Source organism: Micromonospora palythoicola (genome assembly GCF_036689795.1).
GTDB lineage: Bacteria > Actinomycetota > Actinomycetes > Mycobacteriales > Micromonosporaceae > Micromonospora > Micromonospora palythoicola.
The window spans coordinates 78,700-101,504 of record NZ_JBAGKI010000017.1; the positions used below are offsets into that span (position 1 = coordinate 78,700).

General features: G+C 69.0%; 19 protein-coding genes and 2 pseudogenes. 12 read left to right on the plus strand and 9 right to left on the minus strand.

Going from position 1 to position 22,805, the window contains the following annotated elements:
* Positions 1-10: 10 nt before the first annotated feature.
* The 4 genes and pseudogenes from V5O40_RS10670 to V5O40_RS10685 all read left to right on the plus strand — a co-directional run.
* The gene (locus V5O40_RS10670) at positions 11-763 is read left to right on the plus strand and encodes an ROK family protein (protein WP_332905288.1); all 753 of its coding nucleotides are present in this window, start codon (positions 11-13) and stop codon (positions 761-763) included.
* 100 nt (positions 764-863) lie between these two features.
* The gene (locus V5O40_RS10675; protein ID WP_332905289.1) at positions 864-1,229 is read left to right on the plus strand and encodes a tetratricopeptide repeat protein; all 366 of its coding nucleotides are present in this window, start codon (positions 864-866) and stop codon (positions 1,227-1,229) included.
* 116 nt (positions 1,230-1,345) lie between these two features.
* Entirely contained in the window at positions 1,346-1,600 is a 255-nt protein-coding gene (locus V5O40_RS10680; RefSeq protein WP_013736060.1) for a Smr/MutS family protein, read from the plus strand.
* Positions 1,601-1,841: 241 nt separating this feature from the next.
* Positions 1,842-1,967 (plus strand): annotated as a pseudogene (locus tag V5O40_RS10685) (IS5 family transposase); the annotation flags it as partial.
* Between the two features lie 209 nt (positions 1,968-2,176).
* On the opposite strand, the gene V5O40_RS10690 reads toward V5O40_RS10685, so the two are convergent.
* From V5O40_RS10690 to V5O40_RS10720, 7 genes are all read right to left on the minus strand, one after another.
* On the minus strand, positions 2,177-3,916 hold the full coding sequence (locus V5O40_RS10690; protein WP_332905290.1) for an ABC-three component system protein: 1,740 nt from the start codon (positions 3,914-3,916) through the stop codon (positions 2,177-2,179).
* Positions 3,906-4,163, minus strand: a complete 258-nt coding sequence (locus V5O40_RS10695; protein ID WP_332905291.1) for an ABC-three component system middle component 6 — start codon at positions 4,161-4,163, stop codon at positions 3,906-3,908. The genes V5O40_RS10690 and V5O40_RS10695 overlap by 11 nt, the downstream gene beginning before the upstream one ends.
* Positions 4,160-5,113: an ABC-three component system protein gene (locus V5O40_RS10700; RefSeq protein ID WP_332905292.1), complete on the minus strand. Its 954-nt coding sequence runs from the start codon at positions 5,111-5,113 to the stop codon at positions 4,160-4,162. The genes V5O40_RS10695 and V5O40_RS10700 overlap by 4 nt, the downstream gene beginning before the upstream one ends.
* Positions 5,114-5,367: 254 nt before the next feature.
* On the minus strand, positions 5,368-5,721 hold the full coding sequence (locus tag V5O40_RS10705) for a hypothetical protein (protein ID WP_332905293.1): 354 nt from the start codon (positions 5,719-5,721) through the stop codon (positions 5,368-5,370).
* Positions 5,722-5,830: 109 nt separating this feature from the next.
* Positions 5,831-6,364, minus strand: coding sequence for an integrase core domain-containing protein (locus V5O40_RS10710; protein ID WP_332905294.1), 534 nt, complete (start codon positions 6,362-6,364; stop codon positions 5,831-5,833).
* 110 nt (positions 6,365-6,474) lie between these two features.
* A complete protein-coding gene (locus V5O40_RS10715; RefSeq protein WP_332905295.1) occupies positions 6,475-7,239 on the minus strand; it encodes a toll/interleukin-1 receptor domain-containing protein in 765 nt (254 codons plus the stop codon).
* A 499-nt stretch (positions 7,240-7,738) separates the two neighbouring features.
* A complete protein-coding gene (locus V5O40_RS10720) occupies positions 7,739-10,117 on the minus strand; it encodes a M28 family peptidase (protein WP_332905296.1) in 2,379 nt (792 codons plus the stop codon).
* Positions 10,118-10,277: 160 nt separating this feature from the next.
* Here V5O40_RS10720 and V5O40_RS10725 point away from each other — a divergent pair, with 160 nt between their 5' ends.
* The 7 genes from V5O40_RS10725 (at position 10,278) to V5O40_RS10755 (ending at position 19,154) form a co-directional block, all read left to right on the plus strand.
* Positions 10,278-11,528, plus strand: a complete 1,251-nt coding sequence (locus V5O40_RS10725; protein WP_332905297.1) for a PP2C family protein-serine/threonine phosphatase — start codon at positions 10,278-10,280, stop codon at positions 11,526-11,528.
* Entirely contained in the window at positions 11,525-13,300 is a 1,776-nt protein-coding gene (locus V5O40_RS10730) for a sensor histidine kinase (RefSeq protein WP_332905298.1), read from the plus strand. Before V5O40_RS10725 ends, V5O40_RS10730 begins: the two co-directional genes overlap by 4 nt.
* A complete protein-coding gene (locus tag V5O40_RS10735) occupies positions 13,297-13,749 on the plus strand; it encodes a response regulator (protein ID WP_332905299.1) in 453 nt (150 codons plus the stop codon). Before V5O40_RS10730 ends, V5O40_RS10735 begins: the two co-directional genes overlap by 4 nt.
* Positions 13,742-14,551, plus strand: a complete 810-nt coding sequence (locus V5O40_RS10740; protein ID WP_332905300.1) for an inositol monophosphatase family protein — start codon at positions 13,742-13,744, stop codon at positions 14,549-14,551. Before V5O40_RS10735 ends, V5O40_RS10740 begins: the two co-directional genes overlap by 8 nt.
* Positions 14,552-14,844: 293 nt before the next feature.
* Entirely contained in the window at positions 14,845-15,849 is a 1,005-nt protein-coding gene (locus tag V5O40_RS10745) for a coiled-coil domain-containing protein (RefSeq protein WP_332905310.1), read from the plus strand.
* Between the two features lie 36 nt (positions 15,850-15,885).
* Positions 15,886-17,439 (plus strand): fused MFS/spermidine synthase, encoded by a 1,554-nt coding sequence (locus V5O40_RS10750; RefSeq protein WP_332905301.1) that lies wholly within the window; start codon positions 15,886-15,888, stop codon positions 17,437-17,439.
* Between the two features lie 71 nt (positions 17,440-17,510).
* Positions 17,511-19,154, plus strand: a complete 1,644-nt coding sequence (locus V5O40_RS10755; RefSeq protein ID WP_332905302.1) for a serine/threonine-protein kinase — start codon at positions 17,511-17,513, stop codon at positions 19,152-19,154.
* A gap of 9 nt (positions 19,155-19,163) precedes the next feature.
* Here the strand turns inward: V5O40_RS10755 and V5O40_RS10760 are convergent, their stop codons facing one another.
* Together V5O40_RS10760 and V5O40_RS10765 are read right to left on the minus strand one after the other, a co-directional pair.
* Positions 19,164-19,835, minus strand: a complete 672-nt coding sequence (locus tag V5O40_RS10760) for a potassium channel family protein (protein ID WP_332905303.1) — start codon at positions 19,833-19,835, stop codon at positions 19,164-19,166.
* Positions 19,825-21,159 carry a TrkH family potassium uptake protein gene (locus V5O40_RS10765; RefSeq protein ID WP_332905304.1) on the minus strand — a complete coding sequence of 445 codons (1,335 nt, stop codon included), beginning with the start codon at positions 21,157-21,159 and terminating at the stop codon, positions 19,825-19,827. The genes V5O40_RS10760 and V5O40_RS10765 overlap by 11 nt, the downstream gene beginning before the upstream one ends.
* A gap of 191 nt (positions 21,160-21,350) precedes the next feature.
* Between V5O40_RS10765 and V5O40_RS10770 the strand changes: the two are divergent.
* Positions 21,351-22,454 (plus strand): annotated as a pseudogene (locus V5O40_RS10770) (glycerophosphodiester phosphodiesterase); the annotation flags it as partial.
* Between the last annotated feature and the right edge of the window lie 351 nt (positions 22,455-22,805).

A 22,805-nucleotide genomic window follows, 5' to 3' on the forward strand; every position in this document is an offset into this window, starting at 1 on the left:
ACTCACGTGCGTGTTGACCACTCTGGCGATCGACTGCGGCGGCGGCGGGATCAAGGCGTCGGTCCTGGACGGCGCGGGCACCATGCGGGCCCAGCCGATGCGCGTGCCGACGCCGTACCCGTTGCCGCCGGAGCTGTTCGTCCGCACGCTCGTGGAACTCGGCGGTCGGTTGCCGCCGGCCGGTCGGGTGACGGTGGGGATGCCGGGCATGATCCGGCATGGCGTGGTGGTGGCCACCCCGCACTACGTGACCCGTTCGGGCCCGCGCAGCCGGGTCGACCCGGCACTGCTCGCCGAGTGGTCCGGGTTCGACGCCCGCAGCGCGCTCTCGGCGGCGTTCGGCCTGCCGGCGCTGGTGCTCAACGACGCCGAGGTGCACGGTGCCGGGGTGGTCGCCGGCACCGGCTGCGAACTGGTGCTGACCCTCGGCACCGGGCTGGGCAGCGCCCTCTTCGACGGTGGGGTGCTCGCCCCGCACCTCGAACTGTCCCACGCCCCGGTGCGCTGGGGCACCACCTACGACACGTACGTCGGTGAGCCCGAGCGCCGCCGGCTGGGCGACGCGTTCTGGTCCCGCCGGATCCGCCAGGTGGTGGAGGGGCTGCGTCCGGTGTTCCGCTGGGACCGGCTCTACCTGGGCGGCGGAAACTCGCGCCGGATCCGCCCCGAGCAGCTCACCCGGATGGGTGACGACGTGGTGGTGGTGCCCAACAGCGCCGGCATCGTCGGTGGCGTCCGCGCCTGGGACCTCGCCACCGTGTAGGACGGTTCTCTCGGGCCGGGAAAGCGGCCGGGAACAGTCGCGGTACGCCCGGTGTTGTGCCAGCGTCGGGACAGTGGTGCGACACGGAGGGGGTGGCGGCATGGATCTGCTGGCCGAGTACCGGCGGGCGACCCTGTTCTTCGAGGCGGGCGACCCCAGCGGCGCGGCCCGGCTGCTCGAACCGATCATCGAGGCGGAGCCGGACAACGCCTCCGTCCGACAGCTGCTGGCCCGGGCCTACTTCCAGTCGGCCCAGCTGAGTCGGGCCGAGGAGCAGCTGCGGGAGCTGGTCGACCGCAACCCCAGCGACCACTACGCCCACCACGTGCTGGGCCGGACGCTGGAGCGGCTCAACCGTTACACCGACGCGCTGCGCCACCTGCGCATCGCGGCGGCCATGCACTCGTCCAACGACGACTACACGACGGCCCTGCGCCGGGTCGAGACCCGGGTGGGCGGACGCTGATCGCGGTACACGTGTCGAGAGGGCAGCCCGACCGGGCTGCCCTCTCGACGTGCTGAGCCGGCTGGCGACCTGCCTACCATGAGCCGCATGACAGCCGACCGGACGGTGGACGTGGCATGAAGCTGAAGCTGGACCTGCACGACATCTTCAACAAGGGCCACGACATCGACCGGGCACTGCGCGGGATCATGGACGAGGCGGTGGCCAAGAAGGCCACCCTCGTCGAGATCATCCCGGGCAAGGGCTCCGGCCAGCTCAAGAAGCGCGTGCTGCGCTTCCTCGACCAGAAGGACGTCAAGCAGCTCTACCACCGGGTCGAGAAGGACTCCAAGAACTTCGGCCGCCTCTTCGTCCACTTCCGCTGGAAGTAGCGACGGCATGCCCTCTGACCTGCGCCGCAAGCCGTTCAGAGGGGTCTTGGAACAAGATCATGCCGTTTCCGGGCCGTCATCGGGGGCTCAGAAGCGTCGTCGTCCTCCTGGTCCTCACCTAAGGCGTGTTTCGTAAGTAAGGCCGGCAGGGTCGGGGTCACGGCGTGGCGGTGATCGACAACTGAAGAGGTCTCCGGTATCTGGTTCTGCGACCAAGCAAGAACTTCATACCGGAGACCTCGTGGCCAGCGTAGCGGTGACGAGGCGGCATGACCTCACCGACGCTCAGTGGCAGCGGCTCGCCGTACTGCTGCCTGCCGCGTCGGGGAAGGGCCGGCCGCCGAAGTGGCAGAAACACAGCCGAGTCTGTCGAGCTCATATGCCCGGATGTGGGCGACGACTCTTCGAGGCCTCACTCACCCTCGTTCAGTGTGACCCAGGAGCGGACGAGTGGGACGCAAACCCTGAAGACTTACGACGATTCCCGAAGGGCATTCGTCCTGGCAGCGCGTCGATACCTCGTGCCTCGACGGAGGTGGCGGGGTCGCTAGTCTGTTTCAGAGCGGATACCGACGCTCAAAATCGGAATCCAAAGAGTCCGCCGCTCTCGAACCTGTCGGAAAGCGTCGGGCTGAGTACGGCTTCCTCTGCCTTGAATCCCACCCGCTGCGCCTTCTCTAGGTCGTCTGAGTTCAGCGTCACAATGTACTGAATTCCTTCCTGGTCGCAGACTAGCCGCGCTAGTTCCAAACTTCTGGCGAGCTGCCGCTCATCTACCCCATCGAAGAGGTGGCTATCATGCACTAAGAAGTCTGGGGCTCGGCCGGCGCGATGAGCAATAACCGTAAGAGCCAAGTCGAAGCAAAAGGTGACCATGCTGCTGATTCCGACGCTAGTATCGCTGGCAATGTGCGGCGCAACAACCAGGCTCGAGTTGCCCGACTCGATCCGTAGGTATGCTTCCCGTTCAGGGCCGTACAAGCTCCTAGCGAAGTTCGAAAAGAGCACGATCGCCTGATTCACAACCTCGCTACGGTCCTCTAAGTCGGCGTCCATCTCGTCTTGGAGCGAGGCCCTCGCAAGAGTAATCTCACGCCTGCTTGCTTCTACCGCTTGAGCAGCCTCGAATCGGTGCCTGAGGGCTGATAGCAGGGACTCCTCCTGAGCATAAATTCGCTGCATAGTGGTCAGCGCATCTAAGGCACCTCCCTCCCTCAAAGAGCGTAGCTTTTCGGCAAGTTGCTCTCCGAGACGGGTTCGCTCCTGCTCGCGCTCTCGGAGCAGTTGAGTCAAGCGCTCCGCTTCTGCTGAAAGGTAACGGCGCCGGTTTCTCACCACCGATTCGTGGAATGCCTGGACTTCTTCGAACCTGCGAATCACCTGATCGCCGAGCATCACCCCCAGTTCTTCATACATGGGGGCCACGTAATCAGTATCGGGTTCGTGTGACTCTTCAACCGAACGGGTCAGGTCTTCCAGGTTTCTGCGGTCGATCTCCTCCTGGTTTCGAAGCTCTCGGATTCGGCGATTGAGGGCGTCTGCTTCCTCTCTGAGCCTTTCGTAACCAGGGACAACATGGAATCCGTCAATCTGAAGCCTTAGTTCGTTGACACGGTTTTCAGCCACGGCAATTTGCCCCCGGAGCTCAGACACTGAGCCGACAATCTTGCCGAGAATAGGGTCGTCTGCTGCCTTCTTCAGTTCGCGGCGCATTCGTTCTCGCGCCTGAATCTCCCTGTACCGGTTTGCGATCCCCCAGTCGAGGCCGAGGAGATAGGCCAGATTGGTGGCACCCTCAGCGTCTGACTGCCTGGGATGCGTACGTACGGGACTTGCGAATCCGCCCGATCCGGCACGCCTCACAAGGAATGAGAGGAGGACCCGTCCGCTGATCCCGGGATGCTCTGCTGGTAGCTTAAAGAGGTCCCGCTCGATTAGGCGCTGCCACTCTAAAAGCTTAATTTCATGGCCGAAGACACTTTGCGTGTACTCTGTGTTGCGTGGAAGCGGCGAGACTTCGATTATGTTGGGGCGCTCACCTGACCTAGCAACTGAGATTGGCTGCTCCAGCGAGGGCCAGTCCAGCTCTAGCGCGAAGGTGAAGGACTTGAGCTTCGGTTTCGTGAAAAGCGTTCCCTTGTCCGCGGATGCTCCGAGCAAAAAATGCAATAGTTCGATCAGACTCGACTTGCCGGCGCTGTTCCGGCTATCCGTTTCCCGTGAGTCGCGTGTGGTGTCGGCGACGACGATGTTCAAGCCAGGACGGAAAGTAAACGCCTTGAAGTCTGCGTAGTTGGCGCTAATCTTACGCAGCACGAGCGTTTCTCCTTACGAGCAGTTCACCGTCAAATTCGACGAGCCCTAGGCTGAAGAGAACATCTAGTGACAGTACGTACCACCAAAACGGCACCGGCGATAGGTGTCCATTGGACGCGCGCCACCGCCGGAGCCTGCTCCAAGTCTGGCTGACTGATAGGGGCTGTCCTTCCAACACTGACAACACTTGTGCGCCGACTGCCAGCAGTGACCGTTGGGGGGCGATGCCCTTGGTTGGCGTGATCACTTCTCACTCCAGCCGTCTTCTGGGGACCAACCGGGCGGTGGGTTCTCAAAGATGTCGCATCGTTCAAAGAAATGGGCCAGCACGACCCACAAAGCTCGTTCACGTGCGGGGGTGACTCGCGCGTTTCCCGAAAGGTAGTTCTGGAGTTCGAATATTACGTGGTCGGGATCATTGTACTCTACGGAGATCGCGTGATAGTAGTGGCTAAAATGACGTGCAACCTCGTCTCGCTCCGTGACGTCGTCGATCCCGGCGTAGTATTCTTCGATTAAAAACGTTCTCCTCATTCCGTCGAGGAGGCTTCGCTTGTTGTCGGGATCCAAGCGGTTGTAGTCCAGCTTCGTATCGGAAACCGGGTTGGGAGCGGGCTCGAGGACCGATCTTGCCCGGCCTTCGACTAGATGTTCGAGTAGCGGCCGAATGTCTTCGAGTCCGATTCCGTAAACGAGATCCTTAACTAGGATCTCGGCATTCATTAAATCCTCGATCAGGAACCGATCTAGGCGGAGAATTTCGCTAAGAAGATCGCGAGGTCCGAAGCGCTCAAATTTCAAAGTCGGATGAGTGTTACGCGCTTGAGCTAGTAGACTGCTAACTACTGGATGGATTCCTGGGGCGTCGTTATGTACAAAAACGAACGTAGAAAACTCGTCCCCACGCTTCTTGACGGCCTTCGCAAGGTCGCTCAGGAACTTGGCTTCGATTCCTGCTACTGCGTCCTTGTTGAAAGTCCTGGGACCGAAGCAAGCATACAACTTCTTGCTGTTGAGGGACAGGCCGTCTGACCCCATGTCGCCTATTCCGCCACCGTGAACTCTGACGTCGATAAAATCGCCATGTCGGGCGCACATCACTTTGTGAAAGAAGGCCTCGAAGGAGTTTCCCTCAAGCTCTAGCAGCTTGTTTCGAAAGAGAAGTGAGACGTACATCCTCTCCTCGAAGCTGAGCATGAGGCGGCGCTCCTCTTTGGCTCGACTGTTTGGAGTATGAACTTAGCGTCCTGGTGCGTCCAGTGGTAGCCCGACATGGCCAGCAGGTCAGGTGATTCGGGCTGTTGTCCTCAGAGCGCTGAGACCGACTACTGTCACTGATTAGCTGGCAGAGGCCCGTCGCGCGTCAGTCATTGGAGGGCGGAGTGCCTGGCGAGTGTGATCCGACAGCTGATGTGCGATGTAGCTCTGCCAGGTGATGTGCGACGGGTGGTCTAGGAAACTTGGGTAGCGATCTGCGGTCGCTGGCCTTTGATGCTACGGACTGGCTGGGTGGTCGTGCGGCGGATGACCTTGGTGTCGCCGTCGGTGAGTTCGATGGCCAGGGTCGTTTCGGAGACGGTCACGGTGACGGTCTGGTGGCGGTGCAGCCTGCCGAGGGCGACCTTCTGGCCGGCGACCATGATGATCCCGCTGTTCGAGGCCCGTCGTTGCACTCGGACGGGTTCGATCGAGGGCCGGGGTGGTGGTCCTGCCGGTCGGGCTCCGCGGAGGCGTTTCATCTGTTCCGGGCGTAGTGGGTTGGGGCGGGTGCGGAGCAGTTCGCGGGTGTCCAGGTCGTAGAACATGAGGGTGGTCGGTTCGATGCGGATGCCGACGCGGCGGCCCGCAAGGATCTCTGCGGCCAGGACGATGTGTTGGCCCAGGGAGACGCCGCCGCCACGGTTGACGCAGCGTTCAACCTCGACGGCGTCGCCGTCCTCGATCGGTGGCAGAGGCGACGGGCCGGCCGGGACGGCGCCCTGGCGGGGTGAGGGTGGCCAGGTCGTTGACGCTCAGATGGGAACGGACGGTTTTGATCCGGATGCCGGCGATGAGGACGTGGATCAGGTCGCAGTCGGCCCAGATCCGGGCGACCATGCCGGCCCGGTGGGTGCCCATCCAGAACTGGCGTTGGCACACCATCAGGTTGCCCGACGCCGGGACGACCCGGTCGAACTCCACCGGCCCACCCGCCTGCACCGTCGGCGGTTCGACCTTGACCGGTTCTGTGTCGGCGGGCACCGGCTGGACCGGGGTGCCGGCAACGGCATCCAGGGTCGGTGGCAGCCACAGGTCGACCAGTGCCCGCTGCTGGGCTCCGACCGGCTGGAACCGGTCAGCCGGGGTGACCGGCGTCTTCGGGTCCAGGGCCTGGTGAGGTCGGTCGGTGTTGTAGTGCAGCACGTAAGCGTCCACCGCGGCCTGGGCCTCGGCCAGGCTGGTGAACACACTCCACGGAGTGCGGACGAAGGCCGACGGGATGGCTAGGAAGTACAGCTAGCTAGGGGAGAGGTGGCGGGGTGAGTAACCCCCGGTGCCCGGTCGCCCGTGCACGTAAGTCAGTCGGTAGGCGGCTTGTCCAGGGCACCACCTTGATCCGGTAGTTCGGACGAGTCAGTCGGCGGATCGCCGTGCCCGACGATGAAAACGCGAGGCTGAAGATCTGTCCGCCGTAGAAGCTCGGTTAGGCGTCGCACCCTCGGCGGCTGCCCACCTCCTGCGAGGGCTTCGTCATCGATAAACCACGGTCGTGGCGTTTCTGACTGGCGTTCTATGCGGCGCACACGCTCGACCAGTTCCTCAAGCATGTCTTGAGCACTGCGGTGAGCTTGGTGCGCATCCGGGGTAGCCCGCTTGGCCTCGTCGATCTGACGCTCAAACTCGGGCCACATCGCTGTGAAGAGTTGATCCAGACGGTCAGGTGTAAGTGGCCTGTCACTTTTCAGGGCGAGTTCCTGCACAAGCTTGCGCATTCCGTCCTTTTCGAGCACCCTCGACTGGAAGGTCGAGAGTGGTCCTGTTACCTCGGCCGGACTCATATCGATACATAAGGGAACGACGCGGGCCACGTTCAAGCGTTTGGCAAGGGCGCCGGCCTCGAACATCAGCCAAGGGCGGTGCTGGTTCGCTGCTGTGACACATATAATCCCGAAGTCGGCTTGGTCAAGCGAGGCGGCAATCTCGTCATTCCATCGGCCGCCGCTCTCAATCTCCTCATCGGACATCCACGGATCGACGTGCTGAAGGACTGTTGGCAACCAGTTATATAGGCTGCGCGCGATCGATCGCGCGGGCTCACCGCTCCACGAGACGAAGACCTTCAAAGTTGGCTCCCTCATGATGTTGTAGGCAACATGCCGGTCTGCACTCGCTGGATCATTGGCCGCCGCGCTGTTCGTGCAAGGCGATGAGCGCTGCTTTGACTCGTAGTCCCACACCCGTCAGCACGAGCACGCCGGCCAGGACGTACCCGCCGGTTTGAGGGTTCTCGGACTGGTCATGAGCAGGGCGAGCAGCAGGCCGGCTCCAAGCGCTACGTTGCCGCCGACTCGGGTTAATCCTCTGCGGGTGTATCGGAGGACCATGTCGCTCACCATAGCGACGGCGCGCCGATCTCGGGGTGGCCCGAACTCCCAGTATCCGGGTTCGTCCCTGCCCGATGCGGCCGCGCCAAGATCATGCCGCTTTCAGGCCGTCGGACGAGAGCCGGCAGTGACCGTGACTGACCACCCATGCCAAGAGCGGCAGCAGCTAACATGCGGAGTCACCCGGTTTGACGGGATACGCCCCGGACCTAGGTCAATACCGCTGGAAGTAGCTGCCCTACAGCGGGTAGGTGTGGGCCACCGCGAGCATCTCGGAGCTGTGTGAGCCGGCGACGCCGACGTCCGGTGGGCGGGGGCGGAAGCCGGGTAGCGCGTCGAGGCCGTCACTGGCGTCCATCGCCCGCAGCGCGATCCGTTCCGCCTTCGGCGTGACGGTCAGCGTGACCTCGATCCCCTCGGGCGGCGGGGCGTGGAAGACCACCCCGAACCCCCAGCGGCCGTCGCGGCTCTCCACCGGGACCGACCGGCCCGCGACGACGGCGCGCCGGACCTCGGCGGTGTTCGTGTCGACGTGCAGGGTGGTCAGGCGTACCTGGCGCTGCGGGGTGAGCCGCAGGGTCAGGGTGCGTTCGCCGTTCGCGGTGGTGTCGGTCAGCACGTCCAGTCGGGGCGCGGGCAGGTCCGCCGGCTGTGCCGGGCCGCCGAGCAACTCGTCGCCGCCGATTCCGGGGAACTCGTCGGCGACCTGGACCGGGCCGTCCACGTACTCGTCGGTCCAGGGCTGCGGCTCGGTCTCGTGGCTGAGCCAGCGGGCCTGGCCGGTGCCGGCGTCCAGCGCGTACATCAGGTGGGTGGGCGCGGGGTGCGCGGCGTCGAACCGGTCGACGGCGAAGCCGACCCCGGCGAGCACCACGGTGGCCAGCGCGGCGGCCCCGGCCGGCAGGGCACCGAGTCGGCGGGCCCGCAGCGCCGCCATGCCCCGCTGACCGCCGGCCTGCGGGTGCAGCAGGTCGATCACGGGCAGCGCGGCGAGGCCGAGCAGCACCGCGAAGAGCGCCGCGACGCCGCCCATCGCCATGCCGAGCGCCGGGAAGAGCAGCACCACGGTGGGGAGCAGCAGGATCACCGCGACCGCCGAGGCGACGGTCACCGCGATCACCGGTACCGGTCCGTCGATCCGGGTGGCCAGCGCCACCAGCCCCCCGATCGCTCCGGCCAGGGCGGGCAGGGTGGCCAGGTACGCCCCGCCGGGGGCCAGGAACGCCAGCAGCACACCGAACAGCGCCAGCCAGCCGAGCCCGCCGACGGCCAGCGCGGCCGGGCCGACCCGGCGCCGGCTCAGCGCGTACCAGGCGAACACGACGGCGGCGGCCAGCGACAGCACGGCCAGCCGGTACCAGGTCGGCCGGTACGGGTCGAGCAGTTCGGCGTAGCCCGGTCGGAGGGCGGCGATCGCCGCCCAGAGGAGTTGGGCACCCACCGGTGCCACCACGATCGGCACCAGGGCCAGCCCGAAGCCGGCGGCCAGCCGACCGGTGGTGACCCGGTTCCGGCGTCGGGCCAGCCAGCCGAGCGTGACCACGCCGGCCAGCGCCAGCAGCGCCAACGGCAGCACCAGCCAGCCGGGGTAGCGGGCGAGGCCGCCGGGGACGGGGAAGTAGGTGGCGTCGTGACCGGCGCGCAGGTCGGCGAGGTCGATCCGGCCGAACTCCCGGGCGAGGCCGAGGGTGTTGTCGCCGTGGTGCTGAAGGCTGGCCCGGTCCATCGACGCCGGGGTGTCCAGTGGCGTGTGGTAGATCGCACCCCCGTCGAGGTACGCCGAGTTCAGCCCGAGGAACCCCTCGTCGAGGAAGGCGGTGAAGTCGGTGTCGTTGGGCAGCGCGCGGTACACCTCCACCGCGAACGAGGTGCCCACCGGGTGCGGTGCCGCCTCGCCGAAGACCTCGACCAGGCGGGCGTTCTCCGGCGACGTCTCGAACATGATCACCGGTCCGGTGCGGCCCCGTGCCTCCAGGTTGAGCACCACCCCCTTGCCGGCGGCCAGCGGATGTTCGGAGGCGAACGCCGAGGCTCCGCAGAGGCACGCCTCCTCGGCGTCGGTGAGGACGAGGACGATGTCGTTGCGGAGCGCCGGGCCGTCGGTCAGCGCGCGCGCCACCTCCAGGATGGTCGCGACCCCGGCGGCGTCGTCGTTGCCGCCCGGCCCGGTCTGCACCGCGTCGTAGTGCGCGACCAGGAACACGGTGCCGGTGGGGTCGGTGCCGGGCAGCCGGGCCACCACGTTGCGGACCCGGGCCAGGGTGGCGCCGCCCGCCGCGCCGCTGAGCTGCCCGGCCTCCTCGGCGACCGTGTCCTGCACCCGCGTCTGGAACCCGAGGCCACGCAGTACGCCTTCCAGGTGGGCGCGGACCTCGTCGTTGGCCGGGCTGCCCGCGACGTGCGGCCCTCCGGCGACCCGCGTCACGTGCGGGTACGCGCGCGCCGCGCTGAACTCGCCGGTCGGCGTGTCGGCCGGGCGGGGTGCCGGAGGACGCAGGTCGAGCAGGGCGCTCGCGCCGACGGCGACGAGCGCGACGAGTGCCGCGAGCGCGGCGAGACGACGTCGACGTGGCCGGGTGAGGGCACGGTCGGTGACGGGGCTGAGGGGTGCGCCCACGGGTGGCTCCTCGCAAGGGGGTGGTCCTGGGGTGGACCATCATCCTCCATGCCACCCGAGGGTGCTCCGTCATGTTGTGTGCGAACGTTGTCTAATACAGGATCAGCAGGGCGCTCGGAAGGAGCCCGACATCACCAGCGATCTTCCGCCAGTCGCGGCGGTGACCCGGCCGACCCGGGGGCCCGGGATGACCGGTCCCTCCGTGGTGTCGTGGCCGTACCCGCAGGGCGGGCTGGGTGGCAACCCGAACCTGCCCCCCGGGGAGCGGCTGCGGGTGCTGCTGGTCGAGGACGACGAGGGGGACGCCTTCCTGGTCGGCGAGCTGCTGGCCGAGACGAACTCCGGCATCGACCTGCTGGTGGCGACCAGCCTGAGCGAGGCCCGTCGGCGGATCGCGGGGGTCGACTGCGTCCTGCTGGACCTGGGTCTGCCCGACGCGCAGGGGTTGGACGGGCTGCGGCAGGTGCTGGAGATGTCCGGCAGCGCGGCCGTCTGTGTGCTCACCGGTCGCACCGACGAGCACCTGGGCATCGTCGCGGTTGCCGAGGGGGCGCAGGACTACCTGGTCAAGGGCCAGGTGGACGGGATCCTGCTGACCCGGGCGCTGCGCTACGCGGTGGAGCGCAAGCGGGCCGACGAGAACGCCCGCCGGCTACGTGAGGTGGAGCTGCGCCAGGCCGAGTCGGCCCGGTTGGAGCGCGGCCTGCTGCCCCAGCCGCTGATGTCGACCGACCAGATCGCGGTGCACACCTTCTACCGGCCCGGAAGGCACGCCGCCCTGATCGGCGGCGACTTCTACGACGTGGTGCAGACCCGTCCGGACCGGGTCGATCTGATCATTGGTGACGTCTGTGGCCACGGCGTGGACGAGGCGGCACTCGGCGTCGAACTGCGGGTGGCCTGGCGGGCGTTGATCCTCGCCGGGGTGCCGGACGACGAGGTGCTTCCCGCGCTGGAACAGGTGCTGATGAGTGAGCGCCGGCTTCAGGAGATCTTCGCGACCGTGGCGACGGCCCGGCTCGACCTCAACGCCGGCCGGGCGACGGTGCGGCTGGCCGGCCATCCGCCGCCGGTGCTGCTCGCCGAGGGCCGGGTGACTCCGGTGCCGGCACCGGGTGGTCTGCTGCTCGGCGTACGGCCGCGCCGGCCGGTCGCCTTCGACCTGAAGTTCGACACCGAGGACTGGTCTCTGCTGATGTACACCGATGGTCTCATCGAGGGCCGGGTGGGCGCGGGCGACGAACGCCTCGACGTACCCGGCCTGACCCGACTGCTGGCCGAGCCGGCCAGCCGGGCGGTTCCGCTGGCCGACCTGCCGGCCTGGCTGGTCGGCCGGGCCGAGCAGCTCAACGACGGCCCGTTCGCCGACGACGTGGCGATGCTGCTTGTCACCCGGGGCAGTGGCCGGTGACCACCACGGGTGCCAGCTGGAGCCTGCGCGGTCGGCTGGCCGTGCTCGTCGTGGTCGTCGGTCTGCTGTTGATCGGGGTGGCCGCCGCGGAGGCGGTGGTCGCCACCCGTAACCGGGCGCACATCGACGCGGTGCTCAACCAGACCGGTCCGCTGCGGGTCCAGTCCCAGGAGCTGCTCGCGGTCCTGGTCGACCAGGAGACCGCGATCCGGGGGTACGCGTTGACCGGCGACCGGGACGACCTGGCCCCGTTCGACACCGGCCGGCAGCGCGAGCAGGAGCTGGCCACCTCGATGGACCAGCTGCTGGCCGGCTACCCGGAGCTGCGCGACGAGTTCGGCACGGTGCGGCAGCGGGCGGAGCAGTGGCGCCAGGCGGTCGCCCTGCCGGTCATCGCCGCCATCGAGACCGGTGGCGCCGCCGCCGGGCAGCAACTGCTCACCGATCGGTCGCGGCAGCAGTTCGACCAGATCCGGATCGCCGTCGACGTGCTCCAGAACGGCATTCTCGAGGTCCGCGAAGCCGCCGCCGCCGACGTACGCAGTACCAGCAACCTGCTGGTACTGCTGCTGGTCATCGCGGCACTCGTGGTGCTCGTCGCCGGCGTGGTGCTGCTCACCTCGCTGGAGCGGATGGTGATCCGGCCGCTGACCAGCCTGGCCGGGCAGGTCCGGGAGGTCGCGGTCGGCGACTACGGCCACCGGATCACCGGCACCGGCCCGCCGGAGTTCCAGCGCCTCGGCGCGGACGTGGACGCCATGCGGCAGAAGATCGCCGCGGACCTGGCCGAGGTGCGGGAGGCACGGGAGCGGATCGAGTGGGTCAACACCCAGTTGCAGAAGCAGGCCGAGGAGCTGACCCGGTCCAACCGTGACCTGGAACAGTTCGCCTACGTCGCCTCGCACGACCTGCAGGAGCCGCTGCGCAAGGTGGCGAGCTTCTGCCAGCTGCTCCAACGGCGCTACGCCGGGCGGCTCGACGAGCGGGCCGACCAGTACATCGCCTTCGCGGTGGACGGCGCGCAGCGGATGCAGCGGTTGATCAACGACCTGCTGGCGTTCTCCCGGATCGGCCGGCTCACCACCGGCTTCACCGATGTCGACCTGAACCTGCTGATGGCGGAGGTGGCGGCACAGACCGAGCCGGCCCGGCAGTACGCCGACGCCGAGCTGACCTGGGGTGAGCTGCCGGTGATCCGTGGTGAGGAGCCACTGTTGACCAATCTGCTGGTCAACCTGGTCAGCAACTCGGTGAAGTTCCGTCGGGCGGATGTTCCGCCGAAGGTGCACGTCTCGGCCCGGCTGATCGGCGAGGATTGGGAGATCACCTGCCAGGACAACGGCATCGGGATCGAGCCGGAGTTCGCCGACAAGATCTTCGTCATCTTCCAGCGGCTGCACGCCAAGGACGCCTATCCGGGCACCGGCATCGGGTTGGCGATCGTCAAGAAGATCGTGGAGTACCACGGTGGTCGGGTCTGGGTGGACACCGACGTGCCCGAGGGGACGGCGATCCGTTTCACCCTGCCCGCGCTGCCCGCCGACGTCGAGGCTGCGAAGAGCGCCACCGGCGCGGACGGGTCCGAGGCGGACGGGTCCGATCCGGCGGAGGTCGGGGCGGACGTGGCGGCGGGCCGGGCCGATGACGAGGTCGTGGCGGGTGACGGTACCGTCGGCGCCGAGGCCGGCGGCGGATCGGAGCGCCCCTCGGCCGTCGCCGGCCTGGCACAGGCCGGCGGTGGGACAGGTGGCATGAAGGAGACGGTGGGATGACCTCCCCGGCGGACGGCAACAGCCCGATCGAGGTGCTCCTGGTCGAGGACGACCCGGGCGACGTGTTGATGACCCAGGAGGCGTTCGAGGAGCACAAGCTGCGCAACCGGCTCAACGTCGTCTCCGACGGTGCCGAGGCGCTGGCCTACCTGCGCCGCGAGGGCCAGTACGCGGACGTGGAGCTGCCGGACCTGATCCTGCTCGACCTGAACCTGCCCAGACGGGACGGCCGGGAGGTGCTGGAGGAGATCAAGCGGGACGAGCAGCTCCGCCGGATCCCGGTGGTGGTGTTGACCACCTCCCAGGCCGACGAGGACATCCTGCGCAGCTACCAGCTGCACGCGAACGCGTACGTGACGAAGCCGGTGGACTTCGAGCAGTTCATCTCGGTGGTTCGGCAGATCGACGAGTTCTTCGTCAGCGTGGTGAAGCTGCCGCCGCGTGGCTGACACCCTGCTCGACGACGTCGCCGGGCTGTTGCGGGAGACCGCCGACCGCGTCGTGCTGCCCCTGTTCCGCCATCTCGACGCCGCCGACGTGAGCGAGAAGGCCCCCGGCGAGCTGGTCACGGTCGCCGACCGTCGGGCCGAGGAGATGATCAGCGCCGGGTTGCTCCGGTTGCGTCCCGGTTCGGTGGTGGTGGGCGAGGAGGCGGTGGCCGACGACCCCGACCTGCTGCGTCACCTACGCGCCTCGGGGGACGTGTGGCTTGTCGACCCGGTCGACGGCACCGCGAACTTCGCGGCGGGCCGCCGCCCGTTCGCGTTGATGGTCTCCCTGCTCACCGACGGTGAGCCGGTGGCCGCGTGGGTGTTCGACCCGCTCGCCGACGCGCTGGCGACCGCCCGCACCGGCGAGGGCACGTACCTGGACGGCCAACCGTTGCACCTGCCCGACGGGGCGCCACCGGTGGGTGAGCTGCGCGGCGCGGCGATGACGAAGTTCCTGCCGGGGCCGTCCCGGCGCACGGTGGAGGCGGGTGGTGCGCGCCTCGGCGAGCTGCTGCCGGGGCAGCACTGCGCCGGCCGCGAGTATCTCGACGTGCTCACCGGCCAGCAGCAGTTCGTGCTGTTCTGGCGGACCCTGCCCTGGGACCACGGCCCGGGCACCCTGCTGGTGCGGGCCGCGGGCGGCGTGGCCCGCCGTCTCGACGGCACCGACTACCACCCCGCCGACACCGAACACGGCCTGCTGGTGGCCGTCAACGCCGAGGTCTGGACCGAGGTCCACACCGCCCTCCTCCCCACCTGACCCCCCTTTTCTCGCGCGTTGATCATGAGGTTGGCGGCAGTTCCAGATCGAACTCGCCGCTGACCTCATGATCAACGCGAGGAGCGGGTGCGGAGGGTGAGGGGGTGGTTGCGGTGGGGTGAGGAGTGGTGGGTGTGGGGGGTTGGTGGGGTGGTTGACGGGGCTGGTTCCGGTATCCTGACCGGCGGCCTTCCGCCAGCAGGCCGCCGACCGGCGCCGGCGGGGGTCGCCGCCGCGCAGTGCTGACCATGGGGGCCGGCGGCCGACGAAAGGATGCTTTCGTGCGCAGGTCCATGCCCGTCCGGCGGCACGCCCACCGGCCGCTGATCGTCCTGCTCGCCGCCGTGGCGCTGCTGCTCGGCGCGGGTGCCGTGCCGGCGTACGCCGAGCCGAACGAGGGTGGCAGCAAGAAGCTGCGGGACGCCTTGGAGGCCACCGCGAAGGCGCACATCGACGCCAAGCGCAAGCTGGACGGTTCCAAGAAGCGGCAGAAGCAGATGGCCAAGGAGCTGTCCGCGATGGAGGGCCGGCTGGACGAGCTGACCGTCATGGTCGGTGAGGTGGCCGCCCAGTCCTACCGGGTCGGCCGGCTCAGCCCGGCGGCCGTCCTGCTGGACAGCGCGACGCCGGAGGCGTTCGTGCAGCGGGCCGCCAATCTCGACATGATGGCCCAGCGGGACGGTCGCCGGATCCGGGAGCTGACCGAGGCCCGTGAGCAGGCCCGGCAGGCCAAGTTGGCGATCAATGCCGAGGTGCGCGAGCAGACCAAGCAGTTGGCCGTGATGGCGAAGAAGAAGAAGGAGGCCGAGGCGGCCCTGGCGGCGGTCAGCTCGGGTAGCGGTGGCGGGTTCAGCGGTGGCAGTTCCACCTCGGCGAAGCCGGCGCCGCGCAACTCCGACGGCTCCTGGCCCGGCGAGTCGTGCTCGGTGAACGACCCGACCACCTCGGGCTGCATCACGCCCCGCACGCTGCACGCGCTGAAGCAGACCCAGGCCGCCGGATACAAACGGCACGTCTCCTGCTACCGCAGCGGCGGCTCCGGCGAGCACCCCAAGGGTCGGGCCTGCGACTTCTCCGCCGCCACGAACGGCTTCGAGGACCGCACGGCGACCGGTGGCGACAAGTCGTACGGTGACAGCCTGGCCGCCTGGCACGTCCGCAACGCCGACCGGCTCGGCGTGCTCTACGTGATCTGGTACCGCCAGATCTGGCACCCGGGCACCGGCTGGCGGGCGTACAGCGGTAGCGGCAGCCCCGCCGCCGACCACACGAACCACGTTCATCTCTCGATGTACTGACCCGCCGGCCCGGGGCCGCTGCGTACCATCGCCACGATGAACTCTCCAACGCCTGACGTGGCGGCCCCGTCCGCGCCCTCCCCGGCGCCGGTGCCTCGGGCCCTGCCCAACAGGCTCGCCGCGTTCCTGGTCTTCTACTCCAGCGGTGCCGTCCTGGTGCTGGAGACCGCCGCGTTGCGCCTGGTCGGGCCGTACGTGGGGGTCACCCTCCAGGTGACCAGCTCGGTCATCGGCATCGCGCTGGCGGCGATCGCGTACGGGGCGTGGGCGGGCGGCTGGCTGGCCGACCGGCGCAATCCGCGTACGCTGCTGGCCCCGGCGCTGGTGCTCTCCGGCATCGCCACCGCGATCACCCTGCCCGCGGTGCGGTACGCCGGTGAGGTGCTGCGCGGCGGTGCGGCCAGCGCCGTGCTGCTGCTGGTCGCGGTCGCCGTCTTCGCACCGGCGATGCTGCTCTCGGCGGTCAGCCCACTGGTGATCAAGCTACAGCTCGCCGACCTGCGCCGCACCGGCCAGGTCGTCGGCCGGCTCTCCGGCATCGGCACGCTCGGTGCCGTCACGGCCACCCTGGTCACCGGCTTCGTGCTGGTGGCCGCTCTGCCCAGCACGGTGATCCTGTTCGGGTTGGCCGCGTCCCTCGGCATCACCGGCGTCGCGCTCGGGGTGTACCTGCACCGACAGGACCGGGACGCCCTGCCCGGACCGGCCCGGGTCAAGGCCGCCCTGGCGGTGCTCGGCCTGGCCGGAGCCGGGCTGACCATGGTCGCCCCGAACCCCTGCGACGTCGAGACGGCCTACCACTGCGCCCGGGTACAGGCCGACCCGGGTCGGTCCAGCGGGCGGACGCTGCTGCTCAACTCGGCCCAGCACTCGTACGTGGACCTGGCCGATCCGACCCACCTGGAGTACGCGTACACCCGCTGGATCGGGGCGGTGGCCGACGTTCTCGCCCCGTCGGGCCAGCGACTCGACGCGCTGCACCTGGGCGGCGGCGGGTTCACCGTGCCGCGATACCTGACCGCCACCCGGCCCGGCACCGACAACCTGGTGTTCGAGATCGACGGCGGGCTCGTCGAGCTGGGGGAGCGGCGGCTCGGCGTACGCCAGGGACCGGACCTGCGGGCGGTGGTGGGCGACGCCCGGATGCTGGTGGCCGACGAGGCGACCGACAGCCGCGACTTCGTGGTGGGCGACGCCTTCGGACACCTGGTGGTGCCCTGGCACCTGGCTACCCGGGAGATGGCCGCCGAGATCCGCCGGGTGACCCGCCCGGGTGGCGTGTACGTGCAGAACGTCATCGACTACCCGCCGCTGCGCTTCATCCGCAGCGAGGTGGCCACCGTCGCCGCCGAGTTCGCGCACGTGGCCCTGATCGCTCCGCCCGAGGCGCTGGCCGGTGAGCGGGGCGCCAACTTCCTGATCGTCGCCTCCGACACGCCGCTGCCGCTGGCCGCGCTACGGGCCCGCCTCGACGACGCCAACGAGCCGGCGAGCCTGCTCAGCGGGGGTGACCTGACGGACTTCGTCGGGGACGCGCTGGTGCTCACCGACGACTACGCTCCGGTGGACCAACTGCTCGCCACCGCCTGATCGGGTGACATCCGTGACCGAATCAGACCAGAAAGGTGTAGGCGGCCTCACGTCGGGCAACAACGCCGACCATGGGTGATGCGGTGAGCAGGGGAGCGCAACTGCTGGGTGAGCGGTACCGGCTCATCGAGCAGCTCGGCGCGGGCGGCATGTCGGTGGTCTGGCGCGGCTACGACGAGGTGCTCGGTCGGCAGGTGGCGGTCAAGGTGCTCGCGTCCCGGCTGGCCAGCGACCGGGCGTTCCGGCACCGGATCCGGATCGAGGCCCAGGCCGCCGCCCGGCTCTGCCACCCCAACATCACCAACGTGTACGACTACGGCGAGTCCGTGCAGGTCGGGTTGACCGTGCCGTACGTGGTGATGGAGTTGATCGACGGTGGTCCGCTCACCGCTCGGTTGGCCCGCGACGGACGCCTGCCCTGGCGGGAGGCGGTGACGGTGGCGGCCGAGGTCGCCTCCGCGCTGGCCACCGCGCACGCTCGCGGTGTGGTGCACCGCGACGTCACACCCGGCAACGTGATGCTCACCGCGACCGGCGTGAAGGTGGTCGACTTCGGCATCTCGGCACTCGTCGGTGAGAGCGAGAAGGGGCCCGACGGCACCCTGCTCGGCACCCCGGCGTACCTCGCTCCGGAACGGCTCGACAACGGCCAGGTCAGCCCGGCCACCGACGTGTACGCGCTCGGGCTGCTGCTGTACCGGATGCTCACCGGTCGGCTGCCCTGGCAGGCCGACACCACCACCCAGATGCTGCGCGCCCACATGTACCGCGAGCCGGAGCCGATGCCCGCCGTGCCGGACCTGCCCGCCAGCGTCGCCGCCCTGGTCCACCGTTGCCTGGCGAAGCGACCGGCGGACCGGCCGGCCACCGCCGAGCTGGCCCGGGTGCTCGCCGAGGCGGCCGGCAAGGTGCCGACGGTGCCGGTGGGTGCCGGCGCTGCCGACCCGTCGTCGCTGGCCGACGCCGGTACCACGATCCTGCCCTGGTCCGCGGCGACCGACGCGCTGCCTCTGCCCGGCCCGCGTACCCGGCGTCGGCTGAGCCGTCGGCGCCGGATCGAGGCGGTGACGGCCGCCGCCGGGCTGATGGCCGTCACGGCGGCGGTCTGGGGCGTCACGTCGCACAGCCCCGCCAGCGGCGGCATGGATCAACCGACCCAGGCGCGCATCGGCGGCGAACAGGAGATCCCCTGCCAGGTCACGTACGCGCTGCGCAAGGATTCCGGCAAGGACTTCACCGCGGAGCTGAGCCTGACCAACACGGGAGACCGTGAGCTGCGCGACTGGACCATGAGCTTCGCGTTCCCCGGCGAGCAGCAGGTGACCACCGCGACCCCGGCGCCGGTCCGGCAGCAGGGCCGGTCGGTGGCGGTGCAGGCGGTCCCGCAACGGCCCGCCCTGGCACCGGGCGCCACCGAGAAACTGAACCTGACCGGGCGGTACACCGGGACGAATCCGCTGCCGGTGGAGTTCCGGGTCGGCACGGCGATCTGCGGGGTCCAGGTCTCCGGAGTGGCGGGCACCGCGCCGGCACCCACCCGGTCGGCTCCGGCCAAGACGGTGAAGGCGTCAGCCGGCAAGGCCGGCTCCGGCGACACCAAACCCAAGGCGAAGAAGCCCAAGGCCGAGAAGGCCGAGCCGGACGACGGCAAGGCGAAGGGCAAGGGCGGGGGTAAGCCGCAGCCGGGTAAGCCTGGCAAGGGCCCCGGCCGGTGAGCTGACCGGTCAGGACAGCGTGGCGAAACGCTGTACGTGTTCGATGGTTCCCTCGATGATGAGAGTGGTGTCCTCGGTGAGGTCCAAAACGTCCGAAGCGTACCGGTACCGGTCCTCGCCCGGCCGCTTCACCCCGATCACCCGTACGCCGTAGCGTTTCAACAGCTGGACCTCGTTGGTGGGGCGACCCACGAGCGCCCGCGGAACGCGGATCCGCGCGACCGCGAAGGCTTCGTCGAACTCCACGAAGTCGAGCGTCCGACTGATGATCATTAGGGCGAGCCGTTCGCCGGTCTCCGCCTCGGGAAAGATCACGCGGTGCGCGCCGACCGAGGAGAGGATCTTCGCGTGCTGGCCCGAGGTCGCCCGGGCCCAGATCTGCGGTATGCCCAGCTCCACCAGGGCGAGCACGGTGAGCACGCTGGCCTCGACGGAGGCGCCGATGGCCACCATCACCCGGGGCACGTCGGCCAGGCCGAGCTGGCGTAGGGCGGCCTCGTCGGTGGCGTCGGCCTGGGCCACCTGATCGAGCATCGACGACCACTTCTGCACCTGGTGGATGTCCCGGTCGATGGCCAGCACCTCGCGGCCGAGGGCGGCGAGCGACTCGGCCAGATGGCTGCCGAATCGGCCGAGGCCGATGACGGCGATGCCGCCCGTGTCCGTCCTTCTATCCGACAATGGGTTGCTCCTCCGGGTAGCGGTAGAGCCGGCGTCGGGTGTTCAGCGCGATTGCCGAGCCGAAGGTGAGCGGCCCGACCCGGCCGATGTACATGAGCACAGCCAGCAGCAACTGGCCGCCGTCCGACAGGGATGGCAGGACGCCCACCGAGAGGCCGGTGGTGCTGAACGCCGACGTGACCTCGAACAGCGCGGCGTAGAACGGGAGCTTGTCGGTCATCGCGATCAGCGCGGCGGTCCCGGCGGCCACGACCGCGACGCTGAGCAGCGCGACGGTGAGGGCCTGCCGCTGGCTGGCGGTGGCGACCCGGCGGTGCCCGACCGTGACGTCCGGCTCGCCGCGGACCTCCGCCCAGATGACGAAGGCGAGCAGGAAGAAGGTCGAGACCTTGATCCCACCGGCCGTGCTGGCGCTGCCGCCACCGATGAACATCAACGCGGTCAACAGGGTGTAGCTCTCCTCCCGCAGCACCTCGGTCGGCACCACCTCGAAACCACCGGTGCGGGCCAGGGCGATCTGCGCGAACGCGGCGACCACCTTGCCGGGTACGTCGTACTGGCCGACGGTCCACGGGTTGGCCCACTCGGCGGCCAGGAACGCGACCCCACCGAAGGCGACAAGCGCCGCGCTGCCCCAGATGGTCAGCTTGGTGGCGACCGCCCAGCGGGCCGGCTGCCGCCATTCCCGGACGGCCTCGAACATGGCCGGGAACCCGAGACCGCCGATGATCGCGCCGAGGGCCAGCGGCAGGCTGACCCACGGGTCACGGGAGAAGGCCAGCAGACCGTCGCGGTAGAGCGAGAATCCGCAGTTGTTGAACGCCTGGATGGAGTGGAACCCGGCGGACCAGAGAGCCTCCCGGAACGGTTGGTCATAGGCCAGCCAGAGCCGCCCGGTGACGATGACGGTCATCGCCAGCTCGCAGGCGAACACCGTGGCGGCGATGCGCAGCAGCAGCCGGCGCACGTCACCGAGCCCGTACTCCGCGGTCTCGGCCTGCAACAGCAGCCGGTTGTGCAGCCCCAGTCGCCGGGACACGGTGAGGATCACCAGTGCGGCACCGGTCAGGATGCCGAGCCCGCCCAGCTGGGTGAGCACGGTGATGAGCACCAACCCGGAGCCGGACCAGTAGTTCGGGGTGTCGGTGACGGTCAGGCCGGTGACCGAGATGGCCGACGTGGCGGTGAACAGGGCGGTCATGAAGGGAGCGTGCTGGTACTCGATGGTCATCGGGCGCTGCATCAGCAGGCCGGTGCCGATCAGGATCGCCACCAGGAAGACCAGCGGCACGAGCCGCACCGGGTGACGAAGAAACCGACGCACCAGACAATCTTCCGATTCTGCCCGCCGTTCCGGGCCGGAACCGGCATCCCGAGCCCTGTGTCGTCGGCTCCGCCTTGCTCTGCTTCAACGGACGCAACGGCGGATTCACCGCGTGGTCAGGCGCGGACCAACTGCCGGTCAGCCCGGGCGGGTCTGCTGAGGCGGTCCCCCGACAAGTCAAGGAGACCGCGTTGCGACGTACCCTTTCCGCCCTCGGTGTGTCGGTGACCCTGCTCGCCGCCGCCGTGGCCACGCCCATGGTCGCCACGGCGAAGCCGGCCGCCGGCCCGGACCCGGCCCGCGTCGGTGAGCGGCCCATCGTCATCGGTCACCGGGGTGCCAGCGGCTACCGGCCGGAGCACACCCTGGAGGCGTACCGACTGGCGATCCGGATGGGTGCCGACTACATCGAACCGGATCTCGTCGCGACGGCCGACGGTGTGCTCGTCGCGCGGCACGAGAACGAGATCAGCGGCACCACCGACGTGGCGGCCAAGCCGGAGTTCGCCGACCGCCGGACCACGAAGACCATCGACGGCGTCTCGGTGACCGGCTGGTTCACCGAGGACTTCACCCTCGCCGAACTGCGGACGTTGCGGGCCAAGGAGCGACTGCCCCAGGTACGGGTGACGAACACCGCGTTCGACGGCCGGTTCCAGGTGCCCACCTTCCAGGAGGTGATCGACCTGGCCCGGGTCGAGGGCAGGGCGCGCGGGCGGGTGATCGGTGTCTACCCGGAGACCAAGCACCCGACGTACTTCGCCTCGATCGGCCTGCCGCTGGAGGAGCCGCTCGTCGAGACGCTGCGCCGGAACAAGATGACCAAACGGCACGCTCCGGTGATCATCCAGTCCTTCGAGACGGCCAATCTGCGGCGGCTGGACCGCATGATCGACGTCAAGTTGGCCCAGCTGCTCAACGCCGCCGGCCAGCCCTACGACTTCACCCTGGCCGGGGACACCCGCACGTACCGTGACCTGGCGACCCCCGCCGGCCTGCGCTGGATCTCCCGCTACGCCGACGGCGTCGGCGTGCACAAGGACCTGATCGTGCCGCGGAACTCCGCCGGTGGCCTGCTCGCCCCGACCACCCTTATCAGGGACGCCCACCGGGAGAAGCTGATCGTGCACGCCTGGACCTTCCGGGCGGAGAACCAGTTCCTGCCGGCCGACTTCCGGATCGGCACCGACCCGAACGCCCGCGGCGACATCCAGTCCGAGTACGAGCTGTTCTACCGCCTCGGCCTCGACGGCGTCTTCACCGACCACCCCGACACCGCGGTCGCGGCCCGCGCCGCCCTACCCCGCCCCAGACCCCGACCGGCACACCACCCGCCCCGGAAGGCCCCCCGCCCCCACCCCGGGGGGGGGGCCGCCCCCCCCCCCCCCCCCCCCCCCCCCCCCCCCCCCCCGCCCCCCACCCCGGGGGGAGGCGGGAACTGCCCCGGGGGCGGCACCGGACCGGACGGCGTCAGGTCGCTGGGCTGCGCGTCGGCGGTGGCGTCGACCGCCACCGGACGCGGAGCGCCAAGGGTGGCGGGCACCACCAGCGCGCCGGCCGTGGCGGTCGCGGCGACCAGGACGAGCAGGAACCCGCCGGGCAGGGTCAGTCGGCCGCTCGGCCGGCGCGACCAGGCGCGGGTCGCC

Excerpts from the sequence above, each read along its gene's own strand:
- V5O40_RS10675 (WP_332905289.1), top strand. The coding sequence starts at position 864 with ATGGATCTGCTGGCCGAGTACCGGCGGGCGACCCTGTTCTTCGAGGCG.
- V5O40_RS10680 (WP_013736060.1), top strand. The coding sequence starts at position 1,346 with ATGAAGCTGAAGCTGGACCTGCACGACATCTTCAACAAGGGCCACGAC.
- V5O40_RS10700 (WP_332905292.1), bottom strand. The coding sequence starts at position 5,113 with ATGCTCAGCTTCGAGGAGAGGATGTACGTCTCACTTCTCTTTCGAAAC.
- V5O40_RS10705 (WP_332905293.1), bottom strand. The coding sequence starts at position 5,721 with ATGTTCTACGACCTGGACACCCGCGAACTGCTCCGCACCCGCCCCAAC.
- V5O40_RS10735 (WP_332905299.1), top strand. The coding sequence starts at position 13,297 with ATGACCTCCCCGGCGGACGGCAACAGCCCGATCGAGGTGCTCCTGGTC.
- V5O40_RS10745 (WP_332905310.1), top strand. The coding sequence starts at position 14,845 with ATGCCCGTCCGGCGGCACGCCCACCGGCCGCTGATCGTCCTGCTCGCC.
- V5O40_RS10750 (WP_332905301.1), top strand. The coding sequence starts at position 15,886 with ATGAACTCTCCAACGCCTGACGTGGCGGCCCCGTCCGCGCCCTCCCCG.
- V5O40_RS10755 (WP_332905302.1), top strand. The coding sequence starts at position 17,511 with ATGGGTGATGCGGTGAGCAGGGGAGCGCAACTGCTGGGTGAGCGGTAC.